The sequence below is a fragment of the Weissella confusa genome (genome assembly GCA_041871065.1).
Lineage (GTDB): Bacteria > Bacillota > Bacilli > Lactobacillales > Lactobacillaceae > Weissella > Weissella confusa_A.
Map to the genome: position 1 here is coordinate 1,093,161 of CP168942.1, position 23,612 is coordinate 1,116,772.

Annotated in this window: 23 protein-coding genes and 1 riboswitch; of the genes, 7 read left to right on the top strand and 16 right to left on the bottom strand. The window is 43.6% G+C overall.

The window, feature by feature from the left end; all coding sequences use genetic code 11:
* Nucleotides 1-431: 431 nt before the first annotated feature.
* From ACAW68_05055 to ACAW68_05095, 9 genes are all read right to left on the bottom strand, one after another.
* Complete coding sequence (locus ACAW68_05055; protein ID XGA16929.1) at nucleotides 432-1,634, bottom strand: Nramp family divalent metal transporter; 1,203 nt, start codon at nucleotides 1,632-1,634, stop codon at nucleotides 432-434.
* Nucleotides 1,624-2,559, bottom strand: a complete 936-nt coding sequence (gene hemH / locus ACAW68_05060) for a ferrochelatase (protein XGA16930.1) — start codon at nucleotides 2,557-2,559, stop codon at nucleotides 1,624-1,626. Before hemH ends, ACAW68_05055 begins: the two co-directional genes overlap by 11 nt.
* A gap of 123 nt (nucleotides 2,560-2,682) precedes the next feature.
* Nucleotides 2,683-3,201 carry a GNAT family N-acetyltransferase gene (locus tag ACAW68_05065; GenBank protein ID XGA16931.1) on the bottom strand — a complete coding sequence of 173 codons (519 nt, stop codon included), beginning with the start codon at nucleotides 3,199-3,201 and terminating at the stop codon, nucleotides 2,683-2,685.
* A 117-nt stretch (nucleotides 3,202-3,318) separates the two neighbouring features.
* The gene (locus tag ACAW68_05070; protein XGA16932.1) at nucleotides 3,319-4,434 is read right to left on the bottom strand and encodes a serine hydrolase domain-containing protein; all 1,116 of its coding nucleotides are present in this window, start codon (nucleotides 4,432-4,434) and stop codon (nucleotides 3,319-3,321) included.
* Nucleotides 4,435-4,457: 23 nt separating this feature from the next.
* Nucleotides 4,458-5,648, bottom strand: a complete 1,191-nt coding sequence (locus ACAW68_05075) for a hypothetical protein (GenBank protein XGA16933.1) — start codon at nucleotides 5,646-5,648, stop codon at nucleotides 4,458-4,460.
* A 102-nt stretch (nucleotides 5,649-5,750) separates the two neighbouring features.
* A complete protein-coding gene (locus ACAW68_05080; GenBank protein ID XGA16934.1) occupies nucleotides 5,751-5,909 on the bottom strand; it encodes a hypothetical protein in 159 nt (52 codons plus the stop codon).
* 24 nt (nucleotides 5,910-5,933) lie between these two features.
* Nucleotides 5,934-7,046, bottom strand: a complete 1,113-nt coding sequence (locus ACAW68_05085) for an SLC13 family permease (protein ID XGA16935.1) — start codon at nucleotides 7,044-7,046, stop codon at nucleotides 5,934-5,936.
* A 100-nt stretch (nucleotides 7,047-7,146) separates the two neighbouring features.
* On the bottom strand, nucleotides 7,147-8,478 hold the full coding sequence (locus ACAW68_05090) for an APC family permease (GenBank protein ID XGA16936.1): 1,332 nt from the start codon (nucleotides 8,476-8,478) through the stop codon (nucleotides 7,147-7,149).
* Nucleotides 8,479-8,608: 130 nt separating this feature from the next.
* The gene (locus ACAW68_05095; protein XGA16937.1) at nucleotides 8,609-8,878 is read right to left on the bottom strand and encodes a helix-turn-helix domain-containing protein; all 270 of its coding nucleotides are present in this window, start codon (nucleotides 8,876-8,878) and stop codon (nucleotides 8,609-8,611) included.
* A gap of 208 nt (nucleotides 8,879-9,086) precedes the next feature.
* Here ACAW68_05095 and lepA point away from each other — a divergent pair, with 208 nt between their 5' ends.
* From lepA to ACAW68_05110, 3 genes are all read left to right on the top strand, one after another.
* A complete protein-coding gene (lepA, locus tag ACAW68_05100) occupies nucleotides 9,087-10,868 on the top strand; it encodes a translation elongation factor 4 (protein XGA16938.1) in 1,782 nt (593 codons plus the stop codon).
* Between the two features lie 174 nt (nucleotides 10,869-11,042).
* Nucleotides 11,043-11,369: a DUF898 family protein gene (locus ACAW68_05105; GenBank protein ID XGA16939.1), complete on the top strand. Its 327-nt coding sequence runs from the start codon at nucleotides 11,043-11,045 to the stop codon at nucleotides 11,367-11,369.
* A 42-nt stretch (nucleotides 11,370-11,411) separates the two neighbouring features.
* Nucleotides 11,412-11,972: a transcriptional regulator gene (locus ACAW68_05110; GenBank protein ID XGA16940.1), complete on the top strand. Its 561-nt coding sequence runs from the start codon at nucleotides 11,412-11,414 to the stop codon at nucleotides 11,970-11,972.
* Nucleotides 11,973-12,010: 38 nt separating this feature from the next.
* Here the strand turns inward: ACAW68_05110 and ACAW68_05115 are convergent, their stop codons facing one another.
* Both ACAW68_05115 and ACAW68_05120 read right to left on the bottom strand, forming a co-directional pair.
* On the bottom strand, nucleotides 12,011-12,748 hold the full coding sequence (locus ACAW68_05115) for a 3-oxoacyl-ACP reductase (protein XGA16941.1): 738 nt from the start codon (nucleotides 12,746-12,748) through the stop codon (nucleotides 12,011-12,013).
* Complete coding sequence (locus ACAW68_05120) at nucleotides 12,748-13,245, bottom strand: QueT transporter family protein (protein ID XGA16942.1); 498 nt, start codon at nucleotides 13,243-13,245, stop codon at nucleotides 12,748-12,750. Before ACAW68_05120 ends, ACAW68_05115 begins: the two co-directional genes overlap by 1 nt.
* 7 nt (nucleotides 13,246-13,252) lie before the next feature.
* A riboswitch (PreQ1 riboswitch) is annotated at nucleotides 13,253-13,297 on the bottom strand.
* A gap of 116 nt (nucleotides 13,298-13,413) precedes the next feature.
* Between ACAW68_05120 and ACAW68_05125 the strand changes: the two genes are divergently transcribed.
* Both ACAW68_05125 and ACAW68_05130 read left to right on the top strand, forming a co-directional pair.
* Nucleotides 13,414-13,881, top strand: a complete 468-nt coding sequence (locus tag ACAW68_05125; GenBank protein ID XGA16943.1) for a hypothetical protein — start codon at nucleotides 13,414-13,416, stop codon at nucleotides 13,879-13,881.
* Between the two features lie 173 nt (nucleotides 13,882-14,054).
* Complete coding sequence (locus tag ACAW68_05130) at nucleotides 14,055-15,614, top strand: APC family permease (protein XGA17004.1); 1,560 nt, start codon at nucleotides 14,055-14,057, stop codon at nucleotides 15,612-15,614.
* Nucleotides 15,615-15,676: 62 nt separating this feature from the next.
* On the opposite strand, the gene ACAW68_05135 is transcribed toward ACAW68_05130, so the two are convergent.
* Nucleotides 15,677-16,411: an SDR family NAD(P)-dependent oxidoreductase gene (locus tag ACAW68_05135; GenBank protein XGA16944.1), complete on the bottom strand. Its 735-nt coding sequence runs from the start codon at nucleotides 16,409-16,411 to the stop codon at nucleotides 15,677-15,679.
* Nucleotides 16,412-16,508: 97 nt separating this feature from the next.
* A complete protein-coding gene (locus ACAW68_05140) occupies nucleotides 16,509-17,387 on the bottom strand; it encodes a LysR family transcriptional regulator (GenBank protein ID XGA16945.1) in 879 nt (292 codons plus the stop codon).
* Between the two features lie 131 nt (nucleotides 17,388-17,518).
* On the opposite strand from ACAW68_05140, the gene ACAW68_05145 reads away from it, so the two are divergent.
* Both ACAW68_05145 and ACAW68_05150 read left to right on the top strand, forming a co-directional pair.
* A complete protein-coding gene (locus ACAW68_05145; GenBank protein XGA16946.1) occupies nucleotides 17,519-19,144 on the top strand; it encodes a malolactic enzyme in 1,626 nt (541 codons plus the stop codon).
* A gap of 24 nt (nucleotides 19,145-19,168) precedes the next feature.
* Entirely contained in the window at nucleotides 19,169-20,119 is a 951-nt protein-coding gene (locus ACAW68_05150; protein XGA16947.1) for an AEC family transporter, read from the top strand.
* 123 nt (nucleotides 20,120-20,242) lie between these two features.
* Here the strand turns inward: ACAW68_05150 and ACAW68_05155 are convergent, their stop codons facing one another.
* The 3 genes from ACAW68_05155 to ACAW68_05165 all read right to left on the bottom strand — a co-directional run bounded on the left by ACAW68_05155 (nucleotide 20,243) and on the right by ACAW68_05165 (nucleotide 23,568).
* Nucleotides 20,243-21,382, bottom strand: coding sequence for a sugar MFS transporter (locus tag ACAW68_05155; GenBank protein XGA16948.1), 1,140 nt, complete (start codon nucleotides 21,380-21,382; stop codon nucleotides 20,243-20,245).
* Between the two features lie 105 nt (nucleotides 21,383-21,487).
* Nucleotides 21,488-22,819: an NAD(P)/FAD-dependent oxidoreductase gene (locus ACAW68_05160; protein XGA16949.1), complete on the bottom strand. Its 1,332-nt coding sequence runs from the start codon at nucleotides 22,817-22,819 to the stop codon at nucleotides 21,488-21,490.
* A 176-nt stretch (nucleotides 22,820-22,995) separates the two neighbouring features.
* A complete protein-coding gene (locus ACAW68_05165; protein XGA16950.1) occupies nucleotides 22,996-23,568 on the bottom strand; it encodes a TetR/AcrR family transcriptional regulator in 573 nt (190 codons plus the stop codon).
* Nucleotides 23,569-23,612: the final 44 nt, after the last annotated feature.

Below are 23,612 nucleotides of genomic sequence, written 5' to 3' on the forward strand. Positions count from 1 at the left end.
TTATAACTTCCTACATGAAATATAAATGTTATAAGTCGCGATAACAAATGAAAACGTTTACAATTAAAGTATATGTTGATTGACTGTGGATTATGAAAGAAGATTGCAAACGCCTATTTCACACAATCTGCTGTTAAATACTACAACGATCATATCGGTAGTTAGGAAGGAAAAAGACATGCTAACACTCCTCTTTGGCCTGTTGATGCTCATTTTGGGTGTACTGGAACTCTATCTGACAAAACAAGCAGTCAAAACCTATGAAAAATATGACCAATCGCATGCTGCCCCTTTCAAGCCAGGGAGTGAGCTACGGCTTTTACATCGGCGCAGCGCTCATTTTATTATCCCTCGGACCAATTATTTCAGGGATTTCTTCAATCATATAACTAAACAAAAGAGACCTGGACATCAAAATCCAAGTCTCTTTTTTAAATAATTAGTTCTAATAAACTGAAAACACCCACTACCAGAGCCACTCCAACAACAACTTTCTGAATAATTGGTGGGAACTGCCAGCGTGTTGGTAAGCGACGCATAGCCCACCACATGACAGCCAAGTTAGCTGGTAACATCACGGCTAGACTATATTGTGCCACAATAATCAGTTCCGACAACGCCTGCTCTTGGCCATTGTACAAAAAGACAATGATAATCACAGGCACTAGTGTAAATGCACGTGTGATTATACGGCGCCATACCATTGGCAAACGCCAATGCAACAACCCTGTCATGACAATTTGACCAGCTAATGTACTGGCAATTGATGCGATCAAACCGGTTAGCAAAAGCGCAATTGCAAAAATTGGTGCCATGACTGTTGGCTTCAACGTATCGTAGAGCGCACTGAACATCACATTACTATGTCCAATTTCAGTAAAGACAAACCATCCCATTAACACCAACAGCACGTTAACGACCCAAGAACCAAGCAAGTGGATTGTTGTATCCCACTTTGCCATTCGCAGCATATCACGCACCTCTGCATCGTTTTCCCGGTTGTATGGCCGTGCCTTAGCCAATTCAGAATGTAAATACAAGTTGTGTGGCATGATGATGGCGCCAACCAAACTAACACTTAGCCAACCGAATGAGCGCAATGGTTCGTGTACTGGTTGGGTCTCTGCCAAACGATGTGGTTGTAAAACAAAAATAAAACCAATCGTGACAACGATCATCACGGCGACAGCTAGCAACTCGATACGACGGACACCGAATTTAAACAACCACAAAAAAATAATAATATCGAAAACAGTCAATAATGTGGTTACTTGGAGTGACCAACCAAACAATAAGTGTAAGGCAATTGCTGTACCAACCACGGCTGTCAAATCAGTCGCGATCATCGCTAGTTCATTGAATGCCCAAAACCCGATTCGGACTGGCTTAGACAACGCTGGTGCAACCAATTCAGCTAGGTTTTTACCCGTAACAATTCCTAGTCGCGCACTAACCAACTGCAAGACAATTGCAAATACAATGGCTAATGTCATAACTGGTAATATCCACCAATGGAACAAGTTTCCACCCACGATGGCGGTTAACCAATTACCGGGATCCATGTACCCAATTGCCACTAATGACGAAGCGCCGGCGTATGACAAGAACCGTTGGAAAAATCGCTTATCGAACATAATCACTCACAATGCTTTCGTACATCTTCGCCAATGCTGGATCGTCATTTAGTGGTGATACCAAGCCGAAACGGTCGCCTCCTGCTGCCTTAAACGTTTGCGCAGCAGTAATCTTTAATTCGTTCAAGGTCTCGAGCGAGTCAATCACAAACCCGGGCGTTGCAACTAATACGTTTTTATCACCGTAAATCGGCAACTCCGTCAAAACGTGACTAGTATATGGCTTTAACCACGGCGTTGGGCCAAACTTTGATTGGAATGTTTGGACGATTTGATTGTCGTCCAATTGCAAAGCTGTTTTAAGTGCTTCGGTGGTTGCCGTTACCTGCTTTAAGTAATCATCCCCCTGACGCACATAACTCGTGGGAATACCGTGATACGACAACATTAACTTATCGTAGCTGTTTCCTTGCCAGTCTTGCTTAATCTTGTCCGCCAAGGCTTCGATATACGCTGGATGCGTCTCATACGACAAGATAATCTGTGCATTTGGATCGGCTGCAGTTGCTTTTTCAACGATTGTTTTGGTTGTCGTTGTTGAGTATTGTGGGAATAGTGGCACAACGATAATATCATCAGCACCGTTTTTACGTAATTGATCAAGTTGATTCGGAATTGTCGGTTCACCGTATGTCATCGCGTAGTCAACTAACCAATCTGGTCGCAGGTTTCGCAAATTCTTGGCCAACTTTGCTGTGTAGACAGTTAATGGCGACCCGTCTGGTAACCAGATTTCACGATAAAAGGTTGCTGAGCGCCATGTACGCATCGGCAAAATAAACCCGTTCAAAATCACTTGCCAAATTGGTTTTGGCACATGAATGACATTTGGGTCCGATAAAAATTCTTTTAAATATGGCTTAATGTCAGCGTTGCTCGGACTAGCTGGCGTTCCTAAATTTACCAACAACACGCCTGTTGTCATGGATTCATCCCCCAAAAATATAGTCATTTAATGCAAATCTATTTCCGATTGTACGATATTTTGTAGAAATGTTCACATGTATTTTGGAAGTAAAAAGCCCACATTGTTAATGTGGGCGAAAAATTATTGGTGGTTAGCAACCCAATCACGGTATTCGTTATGCAACATCCCCATGAAATAAGAGTCGTGATATTGCCCTTCAGCAAAGAATTGCTCGATCAACGTCCCTTCTTTTCGGAAGCCTAGCTTTTCGTAGATATGAATTGCAGAGGCGTTTTTCACATCAACGTACAGGTATAGCTTATGTAAGTTTAAGTTGTTAAACCCATAACGCACACCATAAGCCATTGCCTTTGTGGCATAGCCATTCCCAGTGAAAGTACTGTTGATGTATACCTGAATCTCAGCAGTTCGATGCAGCAAATCGATATCCATAATCTCAACAACTCCAACCGGCGTGCCATCATCTTCTTGAACAATAAAACGTCGTTCGCTCTGGTCTAAGATGTGTTTATCGTATAGCAGGCTTAACTCGTCAAATGAAGAATAAGGTTCCTCAAACCACAACGCCATCGCATTGCGGGTGTTCTCTTGTTGATAGATAAACTCTAAGTCTACTTTCTCTAATGGTCGTATTATCATTGTATTCCCCTCGTCCATAACAATTATTGCCATTATTATAACGATGAGTATTAGCGAATTACCAATCAAAACCCCTAAAACAAAAGCCCACCAATTACGGTGAGCTTTGTTTACGTATTATTGTGTGACCGGCTTAGCAGTTACCATGTCAAAGAGTTGATTGACCATTGTGTAGTTTTCTTTGGTCTGCGCCTTATTCTCGTTACTTAACCAAATGACCATCGTTTTACCATCCTTGGTCGTTTTAACGGAAGGTTCAAACCCTAGCAAAACACCATGGAGACGGTACGCATTGCCATCGTCATACATCCCAGCGGCATAGTTTTCATTCGGACCGGTCACAAGCATCTGTTGCAGCAAGGTCTTATTAATCAACTTACCAGCTAGTTCTTCATGCAACAACTTGTATAAATTACCAGCCGTCATTTCAATACTACCAGTGCCGACTTCGCGATTGAAAATGCTTGGGTTATCGAAATATGGATTACCATCAGTCCCGTAATTCTCAACACGATTAGGACTAGTGATGAAATCATTATAGTTCGTGTAGTCAATGGCAAAGTTCTTTTTAAAAGTATTGTCTAGTAGTTGTTCGTATGACTTACCAGTCACTTGACGTAGTATGCCAACCAAGGCGACGTAATTACCCGCTGAATAATACCAGGCGCCACGTTGATCCATGGTTAGATGTTTGAGTCCAAAATCAACATAGCCGGTTTCATCCAACTTGGCTTCCGTCTTACCAACTTGGTTGTACCCAGCTGTCATGTTCAACAACTGTTGTACAGTGACCGTGTCGGCGTCGGGTAATTCTGGCAAATATTGGCTTACTTTGTCTGTTAGGTGAATTTTACCAGCTGCAACTTGCTGCATGACCAGGATGGCTGTTAAATTCTTTTGAATTGACGCGATACCGTATAGTGATTTTGCAGTTGTAGGCGTATTTGCTGATTTATTGGCTAAACCATATCCTTGGTTAATGATGATTTTGCCGTTTTGGGCAACCAAGAGTGTGCCACTATGATGACTATCCTTTACCCGTTGATCAATCTGAGTCCCTAAAGCACCCGATGGCGCAACAGTTTGATTGACATCAACCTTTATAGGCTTTTGATGCTTGGTGGTTGGTGCTTTTTCTTGGGCCACTTTATTTGGTTCATTCAAACCAATAAAAGCGCCCACTGCGACAATCGTGATGACAGCAATACCGATGCCGAAATGTAGCCGTTTCATGTTATCCCCCTCATAACTAACGCTTATTTGTGATAAATCCACGCTGGATTTTGTGTCTGACTGGTGTTCGTAGCTAAGTTGAAGCCAAGTGGATTACGCAATTCTTTATAAGGTAAGGCGTACTTATTGAATGTTTTAGGGTCGATGTAAACGATACGATCAACTACCGCCTTCGTCTTGATTCGGTACACCGGTGTTGCACTTTCAAACAAGGCATAAAAACGGTCGGTATCCCCATCGTAATTAACACCTTCTAAAAATGGTGGCATGGTGACGTACATCCCATTAGTCATCTTGCCGTCATCGCCTTTATCGAATCGAACCAACTTAGAGTCCGCATTACTAAATGATGATGTAATCATCACATGGTTGCTATTCGCAGATATGCCTTGCAACTCAGGGACGCTTTCGTATAGCTTATTACCCGCCACAATTGATGGATCTTTATCACCAACGGGTTGTCCAACCATCAGCGTTGCATTGGAGTCCCCATTAATCGCAAATTTTTGGATATTTCCCAAACCGCTGCGGGTGAAGTACCCGACCCAAAGCGCCCCATCATAGTAAGCCACGGTTGAGGCGTTAATAGCCGTTTTAAGTGTGAAATCCTGTTGATATCCAATGGGCAACTTGGTGCGAATATCATAGTTATCGATATCCGCCTGCGCAATTCCGTATAGCACAGAGTCTTTACCGTTGTGGCCAGCTACCCAAAGCAATTGATGATCAGGATCATATGAAATGCCACCAGCATGATCTTGGTATTGGAGCACCAAAGTCTTAATATAACGACCAGTCCATTTATTGAGAACATAGATGACTGAATTTGCTTTGTGTGCATGATCGTAGGCAGAAATAAAAATTTCATTACGACTAACTGCGATTCCCTGGGGGTCCAAAGTGTCTACTTTAATGAGTTGGTGCTTATCGACTGATGCTTGACCAGCTTTGAGTGACCAGGCCCCTTGTAAACCAGGCAATGCAATCGCATATTGTAAATCATCATGCATCACTGGATAAGGTGACATGCGATTCAAAAATTCTTTATCTGAATACAATGGTTGTTGAGAGGCACCACCGTAAGGCACCTTCACATCATCGCTTTTAACGGTGCTTAAGTCGGAACTAATATGTTGATGCGTCGTGAGACCCCAAAAAATAAACGCCCCCATGATTATGAGGACGCTAAAAATGATACTGACGTTTTTTCGCATATCCTAAAACCTACTCGCTTTTTATTAACCCTTATATTATACAAGAGGAATGAGATTGCGTTGATTGCTACGGTTTTAAGCACACCTTTTCTTAAGGTGCTGTCAGTTTTCTTTGTTTTCGTGCTTTTCTTTGAATTCAGCTTGCTGTAACTCACGCTCGCTTGGTAACTGCGGACGACGGTGTTTGCCGGCCAATGTGACAAAAAATGCGATAATGGCCAACAAAATTAGGCCGATTAACGGTAATAGTAGTCCTTGCATAGTGCCACCTCCACTGGTGCGTTGTTAGTTAAGCTTTAGCATAATCAGTAGCAACCCAATAATCAAGTAGATAATGAGTAGTCCGCCGTTAATCAGCATCGCGCGCAATGGGAAATGCCATGATTGATCGCTCGTATGTTGCGCAAATTGGCGCCAAGCGAGTAAGTTGGCCAACGATGCAATTAATGTGCCTAATCCACCAGTTGTGACACCAAGATACAGTGGTGAAACGTGGCTTGTGAAGTTTGACAACAGCACGGCTGCCGGTACGTTACTGATGAATTGGCTGGAGATGGCCCCCGTGATAAATGTCATCGCCGGTGTCGTCATGCCAAGTTTAATCATGTCTGATACCCAGTCAATGCGACTGAGCGCCCCCACAATGATGAAGAACTCGACGAACATCAGCAGGATGCCATAATCGATTTGGCCAAATGTTTGGCGGTTAAGGAGCAATGCCGTGATGACACTGACTAACAAGGCACCCCAGATTGGAAAGAGATTTAAAATGCCGGCTAGTACCAACAGTGTGCTAATCACCAAGATGATAACAGTCCGCTTCTCTAATGGGGTTGCAGTTAGTTCGATGTCATTGATTGGGTTGTTTTTAAAGGCAAACGGACTGAGTAACAAGAACACCAAGTTAAACACGCCGATTGGTAGTGACAGTTGCAAAAAGTGTCCTAGCGTTAAATGATAGTGTGATGCCAGATACAAGTTTTGTGGATTACCAAACGGTGTGAACGCACTACCTAGGTTCGCAAAAATCGTGATAAAGATGACTGGTAACACCATCTTTAGCTCAAGTTTGCGGGCGATGGTCACAAAAATTGGTACCAATGTTAGAATGGCCACGTCGTTGGTAAAAATCATTGATCCAAAGAATGACAGCAACAGCGTCACTAAAATAACTTGGCGCGTCGTGCGACTCTTTTGGATAATGGTCGTCGCGATAGCCACCAATACCCCAGTTCGCTCGTACACACCAACTAGTAGCAATAAGGCGGCCAACGCCACAATTGTATGAACGTTGATATCCGTCCACGCCACTTGGCCAAATAGTAATGCGATAACACTCAAGATAGTCGTAATCGCTAAAGTTTTGTCAGATAGTATTTTTTTGATGAATGTTGGCATAAGACGCCCCGCTTTTCTTATAGTCAGAGTATTAGTATACGGCAAAAATAAAAGCAGACCAACTGCCGTTTGGCAATTAATCTGCTAGTTTTTGCGTGATTTAGTTTTGACGACGCTTGCGTGATTGCATGTAGAAGTACAATGGCAATCCGGCTAGAGTCAAAATCAGACCAATCATGGCAAGTTGGAACTCTGAAATCAATGTCATGACAATGATGAATACCCCACCAGCGATACCAATGATTGGTACGACTGGATACAATGGCACCTTGTAAGGTCGTGGCAAATCAGGTTCGGTAATACGTAACTTGATAACGGCAACGAATACCAACGTATAGAATAGCCAGATAACGAAGATCAACATGTCAGTTAGCATGTCGAAACCACCGATAAACATCAAAGCAATGGCCAAAACAAGTTGGAAGATACCAGCCACGTATGGGATTTGGTAACGGTTCAACTTAACCAATTGCTTTGAGAATGGCAACTCGTTTTCCAAGGCCATGGCATATGGCAAACGCATTCCCGTCATCGTGTAGCCGTTTAGCGTACCGTAGATTGAAATTAAGATACCAATCGTAATCAACTTACCACCAAAGCCACCGAAAATGTGTTGCGCCACATCACTAGCGGCGTTTTCATTTCCTGAGATAGCTGACAATGGCAATGAGTGCAAGTAAACAAAGTTAACAAGCAAGTAAATGACCATGATACCAATCAACCCACCGGCGATTGCACGTGGCAAGTCCTTTTGTGGGTTCTTCATTTCACCGGCAATGTTACCAACGTGAATCCATCCATCATAGGCATACATCGTGGCCAAAAGTCCGGCACCGACAGCCGTAGCCCATGAACCGGCTTGTGAACCTGGTTCAACTGGGAACAAGCTAACATCAACACCACCTGGTTGTAGCAAACCAAAGATGATGATCAATGCCAATGGGATTAACTTAAAGAACAACGTGATTGATTGGAATTGTCCAGCAATCTTAGATCCAAGCAAGTTAATCAAAAAGACTGATGCAACAGCAATGATTCCTGCTGGAATAATCGCACTCGTTGGCAAGTGGAACAAGTTGGCGACTTGGGTACCGAAGATAACCCCCTTCGCTGCCACACTTGCTGGGAAGTACACAACAATTTGTGCCCAACCTAGCAAGTAACTTGGTAACTTACCATAGGCTCGTTCGATGTAGACCAGCATTCCACCAGTTTGTGGCAATGCGGCAGCGAGTTCAGCACCGGTCAACCCGGCAGCTAAACTAATCAATCCGCCCAAAATCCAAACGAATAGAGACATACTGGTTGAACCAGTAGATTGTGCAACACTAGATGCTTTAAAAAAGACACCCGCTCCAATAACAGTTCCCATGACAGTCGAAATGGCTGGCAAAAGCGTCATTGTACGATTCAGTTTGTTTTGATCGTTCATTGGAAGCCCCTTATTTAAAAATTTCAATAATGTCTATCATACCAGGTTCTGCTGTAAAAAGATAAGGAATACGGGACATATATTATCTAAAAAATAAAAAAACGCCCGAAATTAGTTCGAGCGTTAGCAACTACCTGACTTTGGCAGAGCGTAATTTACTGTTTGTGACTGTTTCTAGTTGCCGCAAAGTTGCTGCATCGACGTGCAAGCCACTTGCAATTTGGCCAAACGTCCAAGTTGGATGACGTTCGCACAAATCTAGATAGTGTTCGATAAGTTTGTCGTTAATTTTTGGTTGTACGACTTCAGCCACCCCGTTTACTGCAAAATCTGCAGCGTTGGCTTTTTCGAACGTGTAATGCAAGGTGCTTGGGCCCATTTCACCAGTAGAGTATTCCATATCTACATCCCCCGTGTTTGTATAATAGACGCTTTCTTTCCTTCATGAGATTTATATTAGCATTTAATGAACTAATTAAAAATAAACAATTAAGGGCCCTTTCCGAAAAAAACAAAGAATTTCGTGCCGATGTTGACACGGTTTTGTTCTCATGGTTGCAAAATGTTACAATCAGTAAGATACATTTTTGGGAATGTTAGGAGAAATAATGTCAACGAGACAAGATTTAATTCGCAATTTTGCAATTATTGCGCACATCGACCACGGTAAGTCTACTTTGGCCGATCGTATTATGGAAATGACAAACACAGTATCAGAACGTGAAACTGAAGCCCAACTACTTGATGATTTGAGTGTTGAAAAGGCCCACGGTGTCACGGTTAAGTCTCGTACTGTGCGAAACTACTACATTGATAACAATGGGACTGAATATCAATATAACTTGATTGATACCCCAGGCCACGTCGACTTTAACTATGAAGTCTCACGTTCATTGTCAGCAACTGATGGTGTGCTACTTTTGGTCGACGCCACTAAGGGTGTGCAAGCCCAAACAGTTGCTAATTACCGTTTGGCTAAGGCTGCCAACCTGGTTATTATTCCAATCGTTAATAAGATTGATAACATGGCTGCTGAAGTTGATAAGACGATTGAAGAATTGCTTGATTTGGATGAGTCATTTAAGGAAGAAGATATCCTCAAGATTTCAGCCAAGAGTGGTTTGGGTGTCGATGCGGTTCTAGAAGCAATTCGTGACCGTATCCCTGCCCCACAAGGTGATGAAACGGGTAAGTTGAAGGCTTTGGTCTTCGACTCAAAGTTCGATCCTTACAAGGGTGTTATTGTTCAAGTGCGATTGTTTGATGGTCAATTGAAGTCTTCAGACAACGTGTTGTTCATGGCCAACAAGATTAAGTCACAAATCAAAGAAATGGGTGTCTTCTCACCTTTGATGACGCCACTTGATACGCTTAAGGCTGGGGATGTTGGGTTCATTGTGACTGGTATCAAGGATGCCAAGGCGGTTCGTGTCGGTGATACGATTACGCTGGCTAATGATCCGGTTGCTGAGCCGCTTCCTGGTTATCAAGACGTTGAGCCAATGGTTTATGCCGGTCTTTACCCTCGTGGTAGTGAGTTTAAGGACTTGAAGATTGGTATTGAGAAGCTTGGTTTGAATGATGCCGCCTTCCAATATGAGCCAGAGCAATCTGAGGCTTTGGGGATGGGATTCCGTGGTGGATTCTTGGGAATCTTCCACTTGCAAATTATCCGTGAACGTTTGCAAGAAGAGTTTGGACTCGATGTTTTGACAACCATGCCAAATTCAACATACCGCGTAACGGTTAAGAATGAAGACGAGCCAATTTACGTTGAAAACCCTATCCAATTCCCTGATTACGGTCAAATTGTGAAGGTTGAAGAGCCTTACATGTTGGCTAAGATGACGTTGCCAAACGAAATGTTGAACGACATTATGCGCTTGGCTGAAGGTCGTCGTGGTGAATTGGTGGACTTGGCAACGATTGGTTCAATGTTGATGGTTACCTACCGCATGCCAATTTCAGAAATCGCCTATGACTTCTTCAATGAGTTGAAGTCAGCGTCACACGGATTTGCTACCCTTTCAACGGAGTTTGATTCATACCAAGAGTCAGATTTGGTTCGAATCGATATTGCGGTTGACTACGCTAAGGTTGATGCATTGACTTTCGTTATGCACCGTTCAAAGGTTGATCGTGTTGGAACTGAAATTGTGTCTAAGCTGAAGGATTTGATTCCACGCAAGTTGCAATCAATGCCAGTTCAAGCCATCGTTGAAGGTCGCGCCATCGCCCGTGCCGATGTGCCACCACTACGTAAGGCCGCTGCTTCTGGAACCAAGGTTTCAAAGAAGCAACAACAATTGCGCCGTCAAGGTCAAAAGAAGAGCGACATCGAATTGCCACAAGCAGTCTTTGACGCCATTTTGGACATGAATAGTAATTAATCAAATAGCCTCGAACACGACTTTAAATTAAGTTGCGTTCGAGGCTTTATTGTTTTCTGCTATGAGAGTATATATTTTGACTGAAAAACGGCTTGATTTACACACCACAGTTTTCTACACTAGGTGTATTCATGTCCAGATTGGACTGATGTAAAAAGCTACGGGAGTATTTTTATGGGACCAGAAACTAAGTTTGGCCGTCAATCGTTTTTTGATGGTGGTTTGCTATCGCTAATTGGTTGGAGCATTTTAGGGTTTATTGTCACTGTGTTCTCTGCTGGTATTCTATACCCTTGGGCATTAGTGATGGTGTACGGTTGGAAGATTAACCACACTGTTATTGACGGTCACCGCATGCAGTTTAACGGGTCTGCGGTTGGTCTATTTGGCAATTGGATCAAGTGGTTATTACTGATGATTATTACGCTAGGTATCTATGGATTTTGGGTTGGTATCAAATTGGAAGATTGGAAATCTAAGAATACGCGTTTTTTGAATTAGTCCCAGATATGACAATTCAAAAAATTGCTATATAATAGTGGCATGAATAATCTACAAACGATTCGTGAGTTCTTTCAATTGGGAACCACTGAAGTAAGCACTGCACTACAACTGTCACCAGATGAATTACGCGCCTATGAATCAGGTGAAAAGCAGCCTGAAATCTTGATGTGGCAACGTTTTTCTGAATATTACGCGGATAAATTCCACGTGCCAGCCCTACCTGACATGGTTGAGCCAATCCACTTCCGTCTCAGTGTGGACTACTTAATGAATATTGGTCTAACGATGAACGATTTGATGGCGTTTAAGTGGTACTTTGATAACACGCGTCCAGAAATCGGTGAGTTCACGATTGCCTTGTATGAACCCGGCACAACCAAGATTGAACGTCGTACGACTGACTTGCCGGCTGTACTTGATGAATACGCTGGCTATATCTTGTTAAACAATGATGGCTCACTTAACCAATTTATCGATGAGCGTAACAACGACAAGATTAGCGATTGGCGCTTGCTATTGTACAAAAACGACAATTTCATGGTTGATGTCACACCAGATTTGATGTATTTCGAATATTTGGTAAACATGACCGTTATGTAGAAAAAGGAGATCTCATATGAGATCTCCTTTTCTGCATGCTATTTAATTGTCCAGCCACCATCGATGGTAAACACTTGTCCCTGTACATAGCTTGATTCTGGACTTGTGAGATATAACGTCATATCAGCAACTTCTTGCGCAACTGCCCAACGTTTAACGGGGGTTTCAGCAGCAACCTGCTTAGCCATTGCACCATCGCCGGCGAAATCAGCCGCATTCATTGGTGTGTTGATGGCACCGGGCGCAATTGCATTAATATGAACGCCTTGGTCAGCATAATCCAAAGCCAATTGTTTCATCCAGCCGACTAAGGCGTGCTTTGACATCGTGTAAGCTGCCCCGCCACCACCAGCAATTTGACCGGCGATTGAGGCCATGAACACCATTTGTCCAGTTTGGCGTGTCACCATGTGTGGTAAGACAGCTAAACTTAATTGCACAGCAGCGTTAACATTGACGTTCATCAATTGTTGAATAGCAGCAAAGTCAGTGTCTAAGGCTGGTGTGAATGCATCTAATACACCGGCAGTGCTGAGAAAGATATCAACACTGCTTAGTTCGGCGTTATGCGACGCAATCCACTCGCCTAATCGGGTCATATCACTTAAATCTAGTTGATATGGTGTCAAACGATCGTGCGTAACTGGTATTGGTTGCTTATCAATTGCGATGACCGTCGCCCCAGCATCTAAATAGGTGTTTAACTGGGCTAATCCAATCCCTGATGCAGCCCCAGTTAACAAAATGGTTTGATTTTTATAATCTTGTGTAATCATTATTTTTCCAAATCAACACGCTTGTTCAAAATGTAGAAGATAACAGCGCCGATAATCAAAGCTGCTAGCTCACCGAGGGCTGTCCAAGCAAATGTTGCCCAGAATGGCGTCTTGGCCATAAAGTACAACTCGGCGGCAACAACCCACATCATTAATGCATCGATAACGGTGCTAATTGCTAGTCGCTTAACCACGCTCTTAACCTTACGCGTGGCAAAGTAAGACATCGTGGTCATAGCCAATGTCCCAGCTGTACCGACAATCATGTCGACAATGCCGTATGGTGACCAAATATTGGCGATGAATACCCCAATCGTCAAAGCGATGATGTAGCGCTTGTTGAAGACGACCAAATGGTTAAAGCCTTCAGAAAAGCGTAGTTGGAATGGGCCGTATGACGCAAATGGCAAAGCCACAGTTGCTACAGCATATAAAGCTGCGATAACGGCAATTAGTGAAATATCACGCGCTGAAAAAGAGCGCTTTTTCGTGTCCATATTTAATTCTCTCCTAGTTTTTTTGAGTGGGATGGTTACGAACCACTAACTTACAGCATAGCAAAATCACTCCTTATCGGCAATAAGCGTTTTTCAGGACGACCTTGTCAAAATCCTCCCAGTTATGGTAATTTGGAAAAACACTTATTTTTTCCATGGAGGATTTTTATGAAACGCTTTTTTGAACGATCATTTATTTTGGGTATCGTCACAACGTTGATGATGGTGACGATAATTAGTATTTGGAATGGTACTTGGGTTGCGGGTTGGCATGAGAAAACAATTCTTGCAACACTAACTATTGTACCGTTGACGTTCATACTAGCGTTCTTGTTGAAGGAAAACGTGACTTTGCCATTGGTTGTTAAGCTACACAATGTCTTGCCAGCTTGGTTCAGTCGCCTAATTCCGCGTCGTCACTCGATGGCAGTGTTCATTGTCACGGGTAACGTTTCGATTATGTCATTTTACGGGTTGTACATGTCTCATCACTACGACACGCATCACTTGATTCATTCCTACTTTATTCAATGGGCCCACACGCTACTCTTCGCGATTCCACTATTGCTTTTCGTGGTTCGCCCACTTGTGAATGGCGTATTCGACCTCGTTTGGCGTCAAGAAGACGCAGCTTAAATTATATTAATAGCATAAGTTGCCTAGCCTGATTGTCCTGAAAATCAGGCTTTTTTAGTTCCGGAAATTAGATTTATATGTGAACTTTTGGTAAGCTGTTACTCGTACATGTACGAGGAGGTCACATGAAAAATTCAAAAAAGGCCAAGAAAATCGGGTTATTCCAGCTTGTTATGCTGGGACTTGGTTCTCTAATTGGGTCAGGTTGGCTATTTGGCGCTTGGGAAGCTTCTCAAGTTGCAGGTCCAGCCGCTATCATATCCTGGGTAATTGGCGGTATTGTTATCGGAACAATCGCCTATAACTATATTGAACTTGGTACGATGTTCCCACAATCTGGTGGGATGAGTAAATACGCACAGTATACCCACGGTTCGTTACTCGGATTCATTGCTTCATGGGCGAACTGGATTTCTTTGATTACTTTGATTCCAATTGAGTCAGTTGCGGCTGTTCAGTATATGAGTTCATGGCCTTGGTCATGGGCGAAATGGACGCAGAGCTTCATGGCAAATGGTTCAATTACATCTGAAGGGTTATTAGCAGTTTTCTTTTTCATCGCTGTGTTCACGTTGTTGAATTACTGGTCAGTGGAGCTATTAACGAACTTTACGAGCTTAATCTCAGTCTTTAAAATTGGGGTGCCGTTGCTAACGATCATCATGTTGACGATGTCGGGTTTTCACCCAGAAAACTACGGGACATCATTACATGAGTTTATGCCATATGGTACAGCACCAATCTTTGCAGCCACGACTGTTTCGGGGATTATCTTTTCATTTAACGCCTTTCAAACGGTTATCAACATGGGAAGTGAGATTGAAAACCCTAAGCAAAACATCGGTCGCGGTATCGTCTATTCGTTATTAATTAGTGGTGTGTTATACATCCTGCTTCAAAGCACTTTTATCACAGCTTTGAAGCCTGACATGATTGCAGCTAGCGGTTGGCATGGCATTAACTTTGCATCACCGTTTGCTGACTTGGCAATTTTGCTTGGTATTCATTGGCTTTCAGTGTTGTTGTACATGGATGCTTTCGTTTCACCATTTGGGACTGGGGTCTCATTCGTAGCGTCATCTAGTCGTACGTTGGCGGCCATGGTTTCTAATAACCATATTCCAAAATTCGTTGGTAAGATTAACGAAAAATACGGTACACCGCGTATCGCGATGGTGGTTAATGCCATTCTCAGTATGCTGATGGTGTCTATCTTCCGTTCATGGGGAACGCTAGCTAGTGTTATCTCAACGTCAACGTTGATTGCCTACCTAACTGGCCCCGTCACAGTTATTTCATTACGTGAAATGGCGCCTGAGTTTAATCGCCCATTCCGCGGTAAGATTCTAAAAATTATGGCGCCACTATCGTTTGTTTTGGCATCACTTGCGACTTACTGGGCGATGTGGCCCACGACAGTTCAAGTTATTTTAGTTATCTTGCTCGGATTGCCTTTCTACTTTTACTACGAGTGGCGCACTGGTTTCAACAAGACGAAACGTGCGTTTGAAGGTAGTTTCTGGATGATTGGTTATTTGATTTTTATCTCAATCATGTCATACATCGGATCGAAGGAATTTAACGGTCAAAATTGGATTCATTATCCATTTGATTTCATAGTCATTATTGCTGGCTCACTGTTGTTCTATTATTGGGGAACTGTTAGCCACGTGATGACCAAATACTTTAAGCAAGCGCAACGCGTTAATGCGAAAGTGAAAGTTAAAAAGTAACTGAAAAATGCCGGATGATTCAAGTCATCCGGCATTTTTTAATGTGAGTTTTATTTTTAATATTAAGCGCGCCACTTGGTCAAGTACTCGTTAGCGGCATCAACGTCAGGCACACGCAAGCGTTGGCCAGTCATCGACTCAGTGTTCTTAAAGTGCAATGCACCGATTAGTTCACCAACCATCTTTGACGTTACATAACTATCCTTGCGGTACAAAGATGGTCGAACACGTGTGTTAACTGGGCCAAGAATCAATGAGTTAACGTTGAAACGGCCTGCCATTTCAACAGCGTACAGCTCGCTCATCATGAGAACAGCTGCCCCGGCTGGTGCGACTGGACCTGAGAACTTACTGAAAGCAGCATCTTCTGCGGAAACACCACTAATAAATGTGTAGTTCGCACCTTGGCGAAGCAACGGCATCAACGTCTTGCTGGCAACGAAGTGAGCCGTCAACAAGCCTTGCATCAATTCTTCCCACTCTGCCTTAGTGATGTCAGTCAAAGCAGCGCCCTGCCACCAACCGCCAAGTGATGAGACCATGCCGTCTAGTTGTTCGAAGTTATCAACAATCACATCGTGCATCTTTTGTGCGTCATCTTCATTTGAAATATCACCGAACAAGTAGAACACGTTCTTACGGAATGGTTGATCAACAAATCCTAATGCATCCAACGCTTTTTCTTCAGAACGAGATGGCACTAGTACGGTTGCGCCATTCTCTGCTAAATACTTGACGATGCCCTCACCAACGGCCCCGGTTCCACCGGCGACCAAAATAACTTTACCCTCGTACATATTATTTGCCTCTTGTTTCGTTAATTCGTATGGCTATCATACCTACTTTCGGCGCGCGAGTGTTGCAAAAAGGGAACGTTTTTAAGTGAATGAGCGCTTATTTATCAGTATATTCGCGGATAACCTGCAAGATGTCAGCACGGGCGTCGTTGACATGGACGCTTTCACGAGCTAGCAGATAGATGTCAAACGTTGGTACGTCGTCATTTAATAACTTGATAAAGTGCATGTCGCGATCAGTTTCCTGTAGGGCTAACGTCGTTATCAAGGTCATTCCTAGCCCCTCCTTCACCACGCCTTTTAAAGCTTCGACGTTTGAAGTTGTGTAAAGAATACGTGGGAATGTTTCGGTGCTGCTCGTCAGCTCTTTAAACACCCGACTGTGGATGAAACCTTCGTTCAACAAAATGAAATCGTCGTTAGCGACGTCTTCAAAGTACATTTCATCTGGTAAAGCTTTATTTGTTGTCGCAAGCACAAATGGAAAGGATGCGACCTTTTGTGCGACAACACCAGGAATATGAACTTGATCAATAGAAGCAACCAAACCGAAGTTTAGCTTTCCGTCAGCAATTTGAGCCATTAAATCCGCACTACCCATTTCAACCGCTTCGAAGTTCGGCAGCAAATGACGCTTAGCTAGCTGACGGGTTACCGGCATAAAATAGTAAGTTCCGATAATTGGTGGCAAACCAAAACGTAACTTTTTCAAAGAATGCAGGCGAACTTCTTCCTTGGTAAACGCAATTTCACTTTGAATCTGCTTGGCCAAGTCCAAAACCAGTTCACCGGTTCGCGTGAGTTCCACTGATTTTTTTGACGCATGTCGTTCTAACAATTCGCTATCAAACTCTTCTTCGAGTCGCTTGATGGCGTACGTAATAGTTGGTTGTGTGACACCAAACTGCTCTGACACAGCTGTGAACTGCTTTAACTCCGCAAGGGCAGAGAAGTAAGACAAGTCTTTAAAGTTCATTGCGACGCCCCTTCTTTCGTTGTTATAAATAAATTTTATCATATCTGTTTAATTTGACTATAAAAATTTATAGGTAGTAGACTGGGCACCGCTAAGAAATTATTTATAGATTTAAGGGAGATGTTTACACCATGCGTGGACAAGAGATTTTAAACAACCCCTTCTTGAATAAGGGTACTGCCTTTACTGAGGAAGAGCGTGTAGAACTTGGTTTGACTGGTATGTTGCCAGCCCATGTTCAAACGATTCAAGAGCAAGCTGATCAAGCTTATGCCCAATACCTAACAAAGGTTAACGACGTTGAAAAGCGTATTTTCCTTTCAACGTTGTTCGACACGAACCGCACGTTGTTCTACTACTTGGTAGATCAACACGTTGCTGAGTTCATGCCAGTTGTCTACGACCCAACAATCGCAGACACGATTGAAAACTACTCAGCATTGTTTGTGAACCCACAAAACGCTGCGTTCTTGGACATCAACCACCCAGAGAACATCGAAGCAACGTTGAAGAACGCTGCTGATGGCCGCGACATTAAGTTGTTGGTTGCCACTGATGCTGAAGGTATCTTGGGAATCGGTGACTGGGGTGTTCAAGGTGTTGATATCGCCGTTGGTAAGTTGATGGTTTACACGGCTGCCGCTGGTATCGACCCTGCTTCAGTTTTGCCAGTTTCTGTTGATGCTGGTACGAACCGCAAGGAATTGTTGGAAGACCCACTATACTTGGGAAACCGTCACGAACGTGTTCGTGGTGACCAATACTTTGAGTTCATTGATAAGTTCGTTAAGACGGCGCAATCATTGTTCCCAGAGATGTACTTGCACTTCGAAGACTTCGGTCGTTCAACGGCAACGAAGATTTTGAACACGTACAAGAATGACTGGCCAACGTTTAACGATGACATTCAAGGTACTGGAATCGTTGTAACGTCAGCTGTTTTGGGTGCCTTGGCTATTACTGGTGAAGACATCAAGTCACAAACGTACTTGACGTACGGTGGTGGTTCAGCTGGTACGGGTATTGCTAACCGTGTCTTGGCTGAGTTTATGCAACAAGGTTTGTCAGAAGAAGAAGCTCGTAAGCACTTCTACATGGTTGACCGTCAAGGATTGTTGTTCGACGATGACGAAACGTTGACGCCTGAGCAAAAGCCATTCGCCCGTTCACGTTCAGAATTTGAGAACGCTGACGAGTTGACGGACTTGTTGTCAGTTGTTAAGGCTGTTAAGCCAACTGTTTTGGTTGGTACGTCAACTAACCCTGGTTCATTTACTAAGGAAGTCGTTGAAGCAATGGTTGCTAACACGGATCACCCAAAGATCTTCCCATTGTCAAACCCTACGAAGTTGCACGAAGCAATGCCAGATGACTTGATCAAGTGGTCAGACGGTAAGGCATTGGTTGCAACTGGTGTGCCTGTTGATCCTGTTACGGCTTCAAACGGCGTAACTTACGAAATCGGACAAGCTAACAACATGTTGGTTTACCCTGGTTTGGGATTGGGTACGATTGTTGCTAAGGCTAAGGTTTTGTCAGATGGTATGATTTCAGCTGCTGCCCACGCTTTGGGTGGTATGGTTGACGCTACGCAACCTGGTGCCCCTGTTTTGCCCCCTGTTTCACGTTTGTCAGAAATGTCATTCCGTGTTGCGGTTGCCGTTGCAAAGCAAGCTATCGCTGAAGGTTTGAACCAAGTTGAAATTGACGACGTTGAAGCTGCTGTTAAGGCTGCTCAATGGACGCCTGAATACTAATCGAATATAGGAGATATTTGGGAAATGTCTGCATTGCTAACTTCAATCTCATCTGTTGTTGAGATTATCTTCGTGATTGCTTTGGGTTACTTCCTCCGCAACGGTGGTAAGTTCCAAGACTCATTCAAGCACGATATCGAATTCTTGATTATGAAGGTTGCGTTGCCTTTGAACATCTTCGTTGGTGTTTTAGACAACTTGACCCGTTCTAAGTTGATTTCACTTTCTGGCTCATTGATCTTTGTGATTATTTCTTTCGCCTTTGGTTACCTCGTAGCTTGGCTTTTGACAAAGATTTTGAAGGTGCCTGAGGGTCGTCGCGGTACGTTCATTAACATGTTCGTTAACGCTAACACGATTTTCATTGGTTTGCCTTTGAACTTGGCATTGTTTGGTGAACACTCATTGTCATTCTTCTTGGTTTACTACTTGGCTAACACGGTTTCAACGTGGGCCATCGGTATCTTCTTCATCCAAAATGATGGTCCTAAGGTCGCTGACAAGAAGTTCAACTGGAAGAAGTTGTTGCCTGCCCCATTGCTAGGATTTATCGTGGCTTTGGTATGGTTGTTGCTAGATTTGCCTTTGCCTACTTTGGTTGATAAGACGTTCTCAATGGTTGGTGGTGTCGTAACGCCATTGTCATTGATTTACATTGGTATCGTCTTGGCTGATGCTGGTCTGAAGTCAATCCACTTCGATCGCGATACAATCGTCGCTTTGCTTGGTCGTTTCGTCTTCGCTCCTGCCGTTATGATTGTTATCATGATGATGTTTAAGGGTGCGATGAACATTCCATTAGTTGAGCAAGGTACGTTGATTATCCAAGCCGCTGCCCCTGGATTGGCTGTGTTGCCTATCTTGGTTGGTGAAGCTAAGGGTGACGTTGAATACGCAACAAACGTTGTCACGACGTCTACTGTCCTATTCGTAATTGTTGTGCCAATCTTGATGCAAATCATCACGATGTTGTAATTTAAAAATTAGGGATGTGGCCTGTGCGCAAACGAACATGCAGAACACTTTTACTAAACTAGTGCATGTCACATCACCTATTAAAAAGACCTCGGAATAGTTGTTCCGAGGTCTTTTTTGTTATTATTTTAGGATTTTCACAGTTAGTCCGAGCATAACTGCAACCAATGCGAACCCGATTACCGGCATGGTTGTTGCCCCTGCTGCTTGATAAACCCAACCAGTGATTAGTGGTAATACCACCATACCGGCTTGGCAAAACGCTAGGTTGCGACTAACCATCAACTTGGCCGTTTGATCATCGTGGCGTTCATACGGAACCATCATCATCAATGGGTAGAGCGCTGAGAGTCCCAATCCAATCGCGAAACTAGAGAACAGTAGCACTGCTGTATTCGGTACAAATAGTAGCCCCATCCCACCAAATGTCAGCACGATGTGACCTAAAATCAATTGCTTGTTTGAGAACCATTTCGTTGTTAATCCGGTTAGGAAACGACCGACCATCAATCCTGCCCAAAATAACGTTGCGGCATTCGCTGCTAATGATTCTGAGAGTTTCAAGCGATCCACGGCATAACTAGACAAGTACTTACCAACAACTAGTTCAACTGAATAGAAGAAATAGAAGATTGGTAGTAACCAGTCAGCCCCGCGTAATTTACCGCTAGTCTCTGTCACTGTATCGACACCATTGTCTTTTTCGGCGAATTCTCGTCGGGTTTGATAAACAAACATCATAATCAACAATTGCAAGACGCCAATGATTAGGACACCGATGCGCCAGCCAGTTGGGAATAACAAACTGATGGCAAGGATTAGTGAACTCAGCGTAACGCCAACACCGTACATACCATGCAAAATGCTCATCAAACCACTTGTGAAGTGCTTGGCGGCATAGTCGTTAACCGCAATATCAATTGCCCCTTGTCCTAAGCCTAACGCCACAGACGCCAAAATAAGCAGGATTGTGGCCTTTCCCCAAAGTAACAGGAGAATACCAATCATGACAAAGCCCATGCTCATAAGCATAATTGATGCCATCGTCATTGCTTTAGCAAGCTTTGGATAGAGCAACGTCGAAATAAATGAAAACGCCAGACTGATCATCGTTAGATATCCGACATAATCAACATTCACATGGTATGTTTGGCGGACAGCCGGCCAAGCACTCCCCATGATGGCATCTGGCAAACCAAGCCCGATATAGATTAGAAAGTTCACCAAAATAATGAACGTTCCGATTTTAACTGGTTTTGTCATGAGTCACTCCTAAACGCGTTAATTATTGATAGTTTACGGGAAAAGTATGTCGAAAATATGAAAACACGAGACCTGACACCAGATCTCGTGTTTTGACTTGCACTATTACAATTGACCCCATGCAGATGATGAAATTGATGGGAATAGGTAAACCATTCTCTCAATTTCAGCGGGGCCAAACTTAAATTCAATGGCTGGCAACAAGGTATTAATCACATCATCGGCCTTGTTTGACACTTCAGTTGCCCCGACAAGCTTGTGGGCCTTGTCGAAGATTAAGACGTTGTCGCCAATCGTTTCCTTGTCAACTTGACGATACCAATCATCAGGGATGTGGTTTGTCTCGATTGTGTACAACTCAGGGTTGGCTTCCGCTTCGGCAACTGTGACACCTACCTGAGCCAAACGTGGTGACGTGAAGACAACTGATGGGATTGCTGGATAAACAATCGGATCGGTCGTTTCACCCGCAAATGTGTGCATCAAGTACAGCGACTCAAAGACAGCCGTTGGTGTTAGCTTTGGTTGCACCTTATCAATCACATCCCCAGACGCATAGATATTTGGCACTGACGTACGCAAGTAATTATCTACCGTGATACCGGCTGGCGTGTAATCAACGCCCACTTCTTCCAAACCAAGGTTTTCGACGTTTGGTACACGCCCAGTTGCATCAAGGACCCAATCAGTCTCGATGTTCAAGTCTTGGCCACGAACGACCAAACCTTCAGCCCCTTGCACAATGGCTTCAACGGCTGTTTCACGAATAAAGGTCACGCCGTGCTTTTCCAAATCAGCGATGATTTGTTCAACGAATGGTTGGTGATAAGCCTTCAAAGCTTGCTTACCACGCAAAATAACCGTAACATCTGCACCGGCTGCATTTGCCATTGTGGCGAATTCCATGGCGATGTAACCACCACCAATAATTGTTAGTCGTTCAGGCATGTCCGCCAAATTCAAAAAGTCTTCTGAGTCGTGCGCCAAGTCTGAACCAGGAATCGTCAAACGGTGTGGACGAAGCCCAGTAGAGATAACAATCTTATCCGCAGTCTTCGCTTCACCGTTTACCATCACAGTGTGGGCATCAGCCAACGTACCGCGACCAAATAGAACATCAACATTTGTTGAATCCATCAAACCTTGAATGAAGGCTGGCAAGCCATCAATCACGTCATGCTTGTGGGCTTGGTTTTCCGCCCAATCAATTGTCGTCTCGCCATTTACAATACCGTGCACTTCTTCCAAGTGACGTTGCATTGCAACTGGTGAATCTAAGACAATCTTCGCGTTGCAACCACGATTTGGGCAGGTTCCCCCGACCAAGTCTTGTTCAACAACACCAACCTTCTTCCCTTTCGCTCCCAATGGAATTGCACCATCAAACGTTCCGTGTCCTGATCCAATATACAGCACATCGTAATCGTAGTTTGCCATGATCTTGCCTCCTAAAGGGTGTATATGCGATTTTCGGTGTCCCGTGTCTCTCACCTACGGGACACATCCATTGTATCTAAATTGTAAGTAAAATGCATATTATCTGCTTGTTCTTTAGAAGTTTTTGGCAAATGACGCAAAAAGACACCCCAGATAATCTATCTGAGGTGTCTCATTTACTTAAACAGCGCACGGGTTGCGAGCTGAATAAGTGTATTAAGTTCATCTTCACTAACGCTAAGATTATTGCGTAGGCGTGACTGCATGAGCCATTGCATCGGCTGTAAAGCTTGTGCCACGATGATATCAACATTGGCTGTCGTTAGCAGTTGTTGTTGGTACGCTTGCTTAATAACAGTCAACATGGCTGGACTGAGCAATGATCCTTCACCCTGCATCTCATCTGGCAAAAATTCTGGATTAGCAACCATTGTTGCCATGAAAGCAACTTGCTTCGGGTGCTTCTCGAAATTAGCTGCATAATCACGCATCAAAGTTGCAAACTGATCCTGTGGTGTCAGCGTCTGATCTGGCATTGGTAATTGTGTGATTAAATTGTCTTGGACCTTGCCAAATAGTTGGCCCAATAAATCGGCCTTGTTTTCATAATAAATATAGGTAGTCGCAACCGATACACCGGCGCGTTTCGCTAGTTTATTAATGCTTAAATTCGCAATACCTGATTCTTCCACTAAATCAAACGTTGCGTTTTCTAAAGCTTGAATCTTATTCTCATCTCGTGTTCGCATACATTATTCCCTATTAATTGCTAAAGTCGTTACTCCCCAGTAAA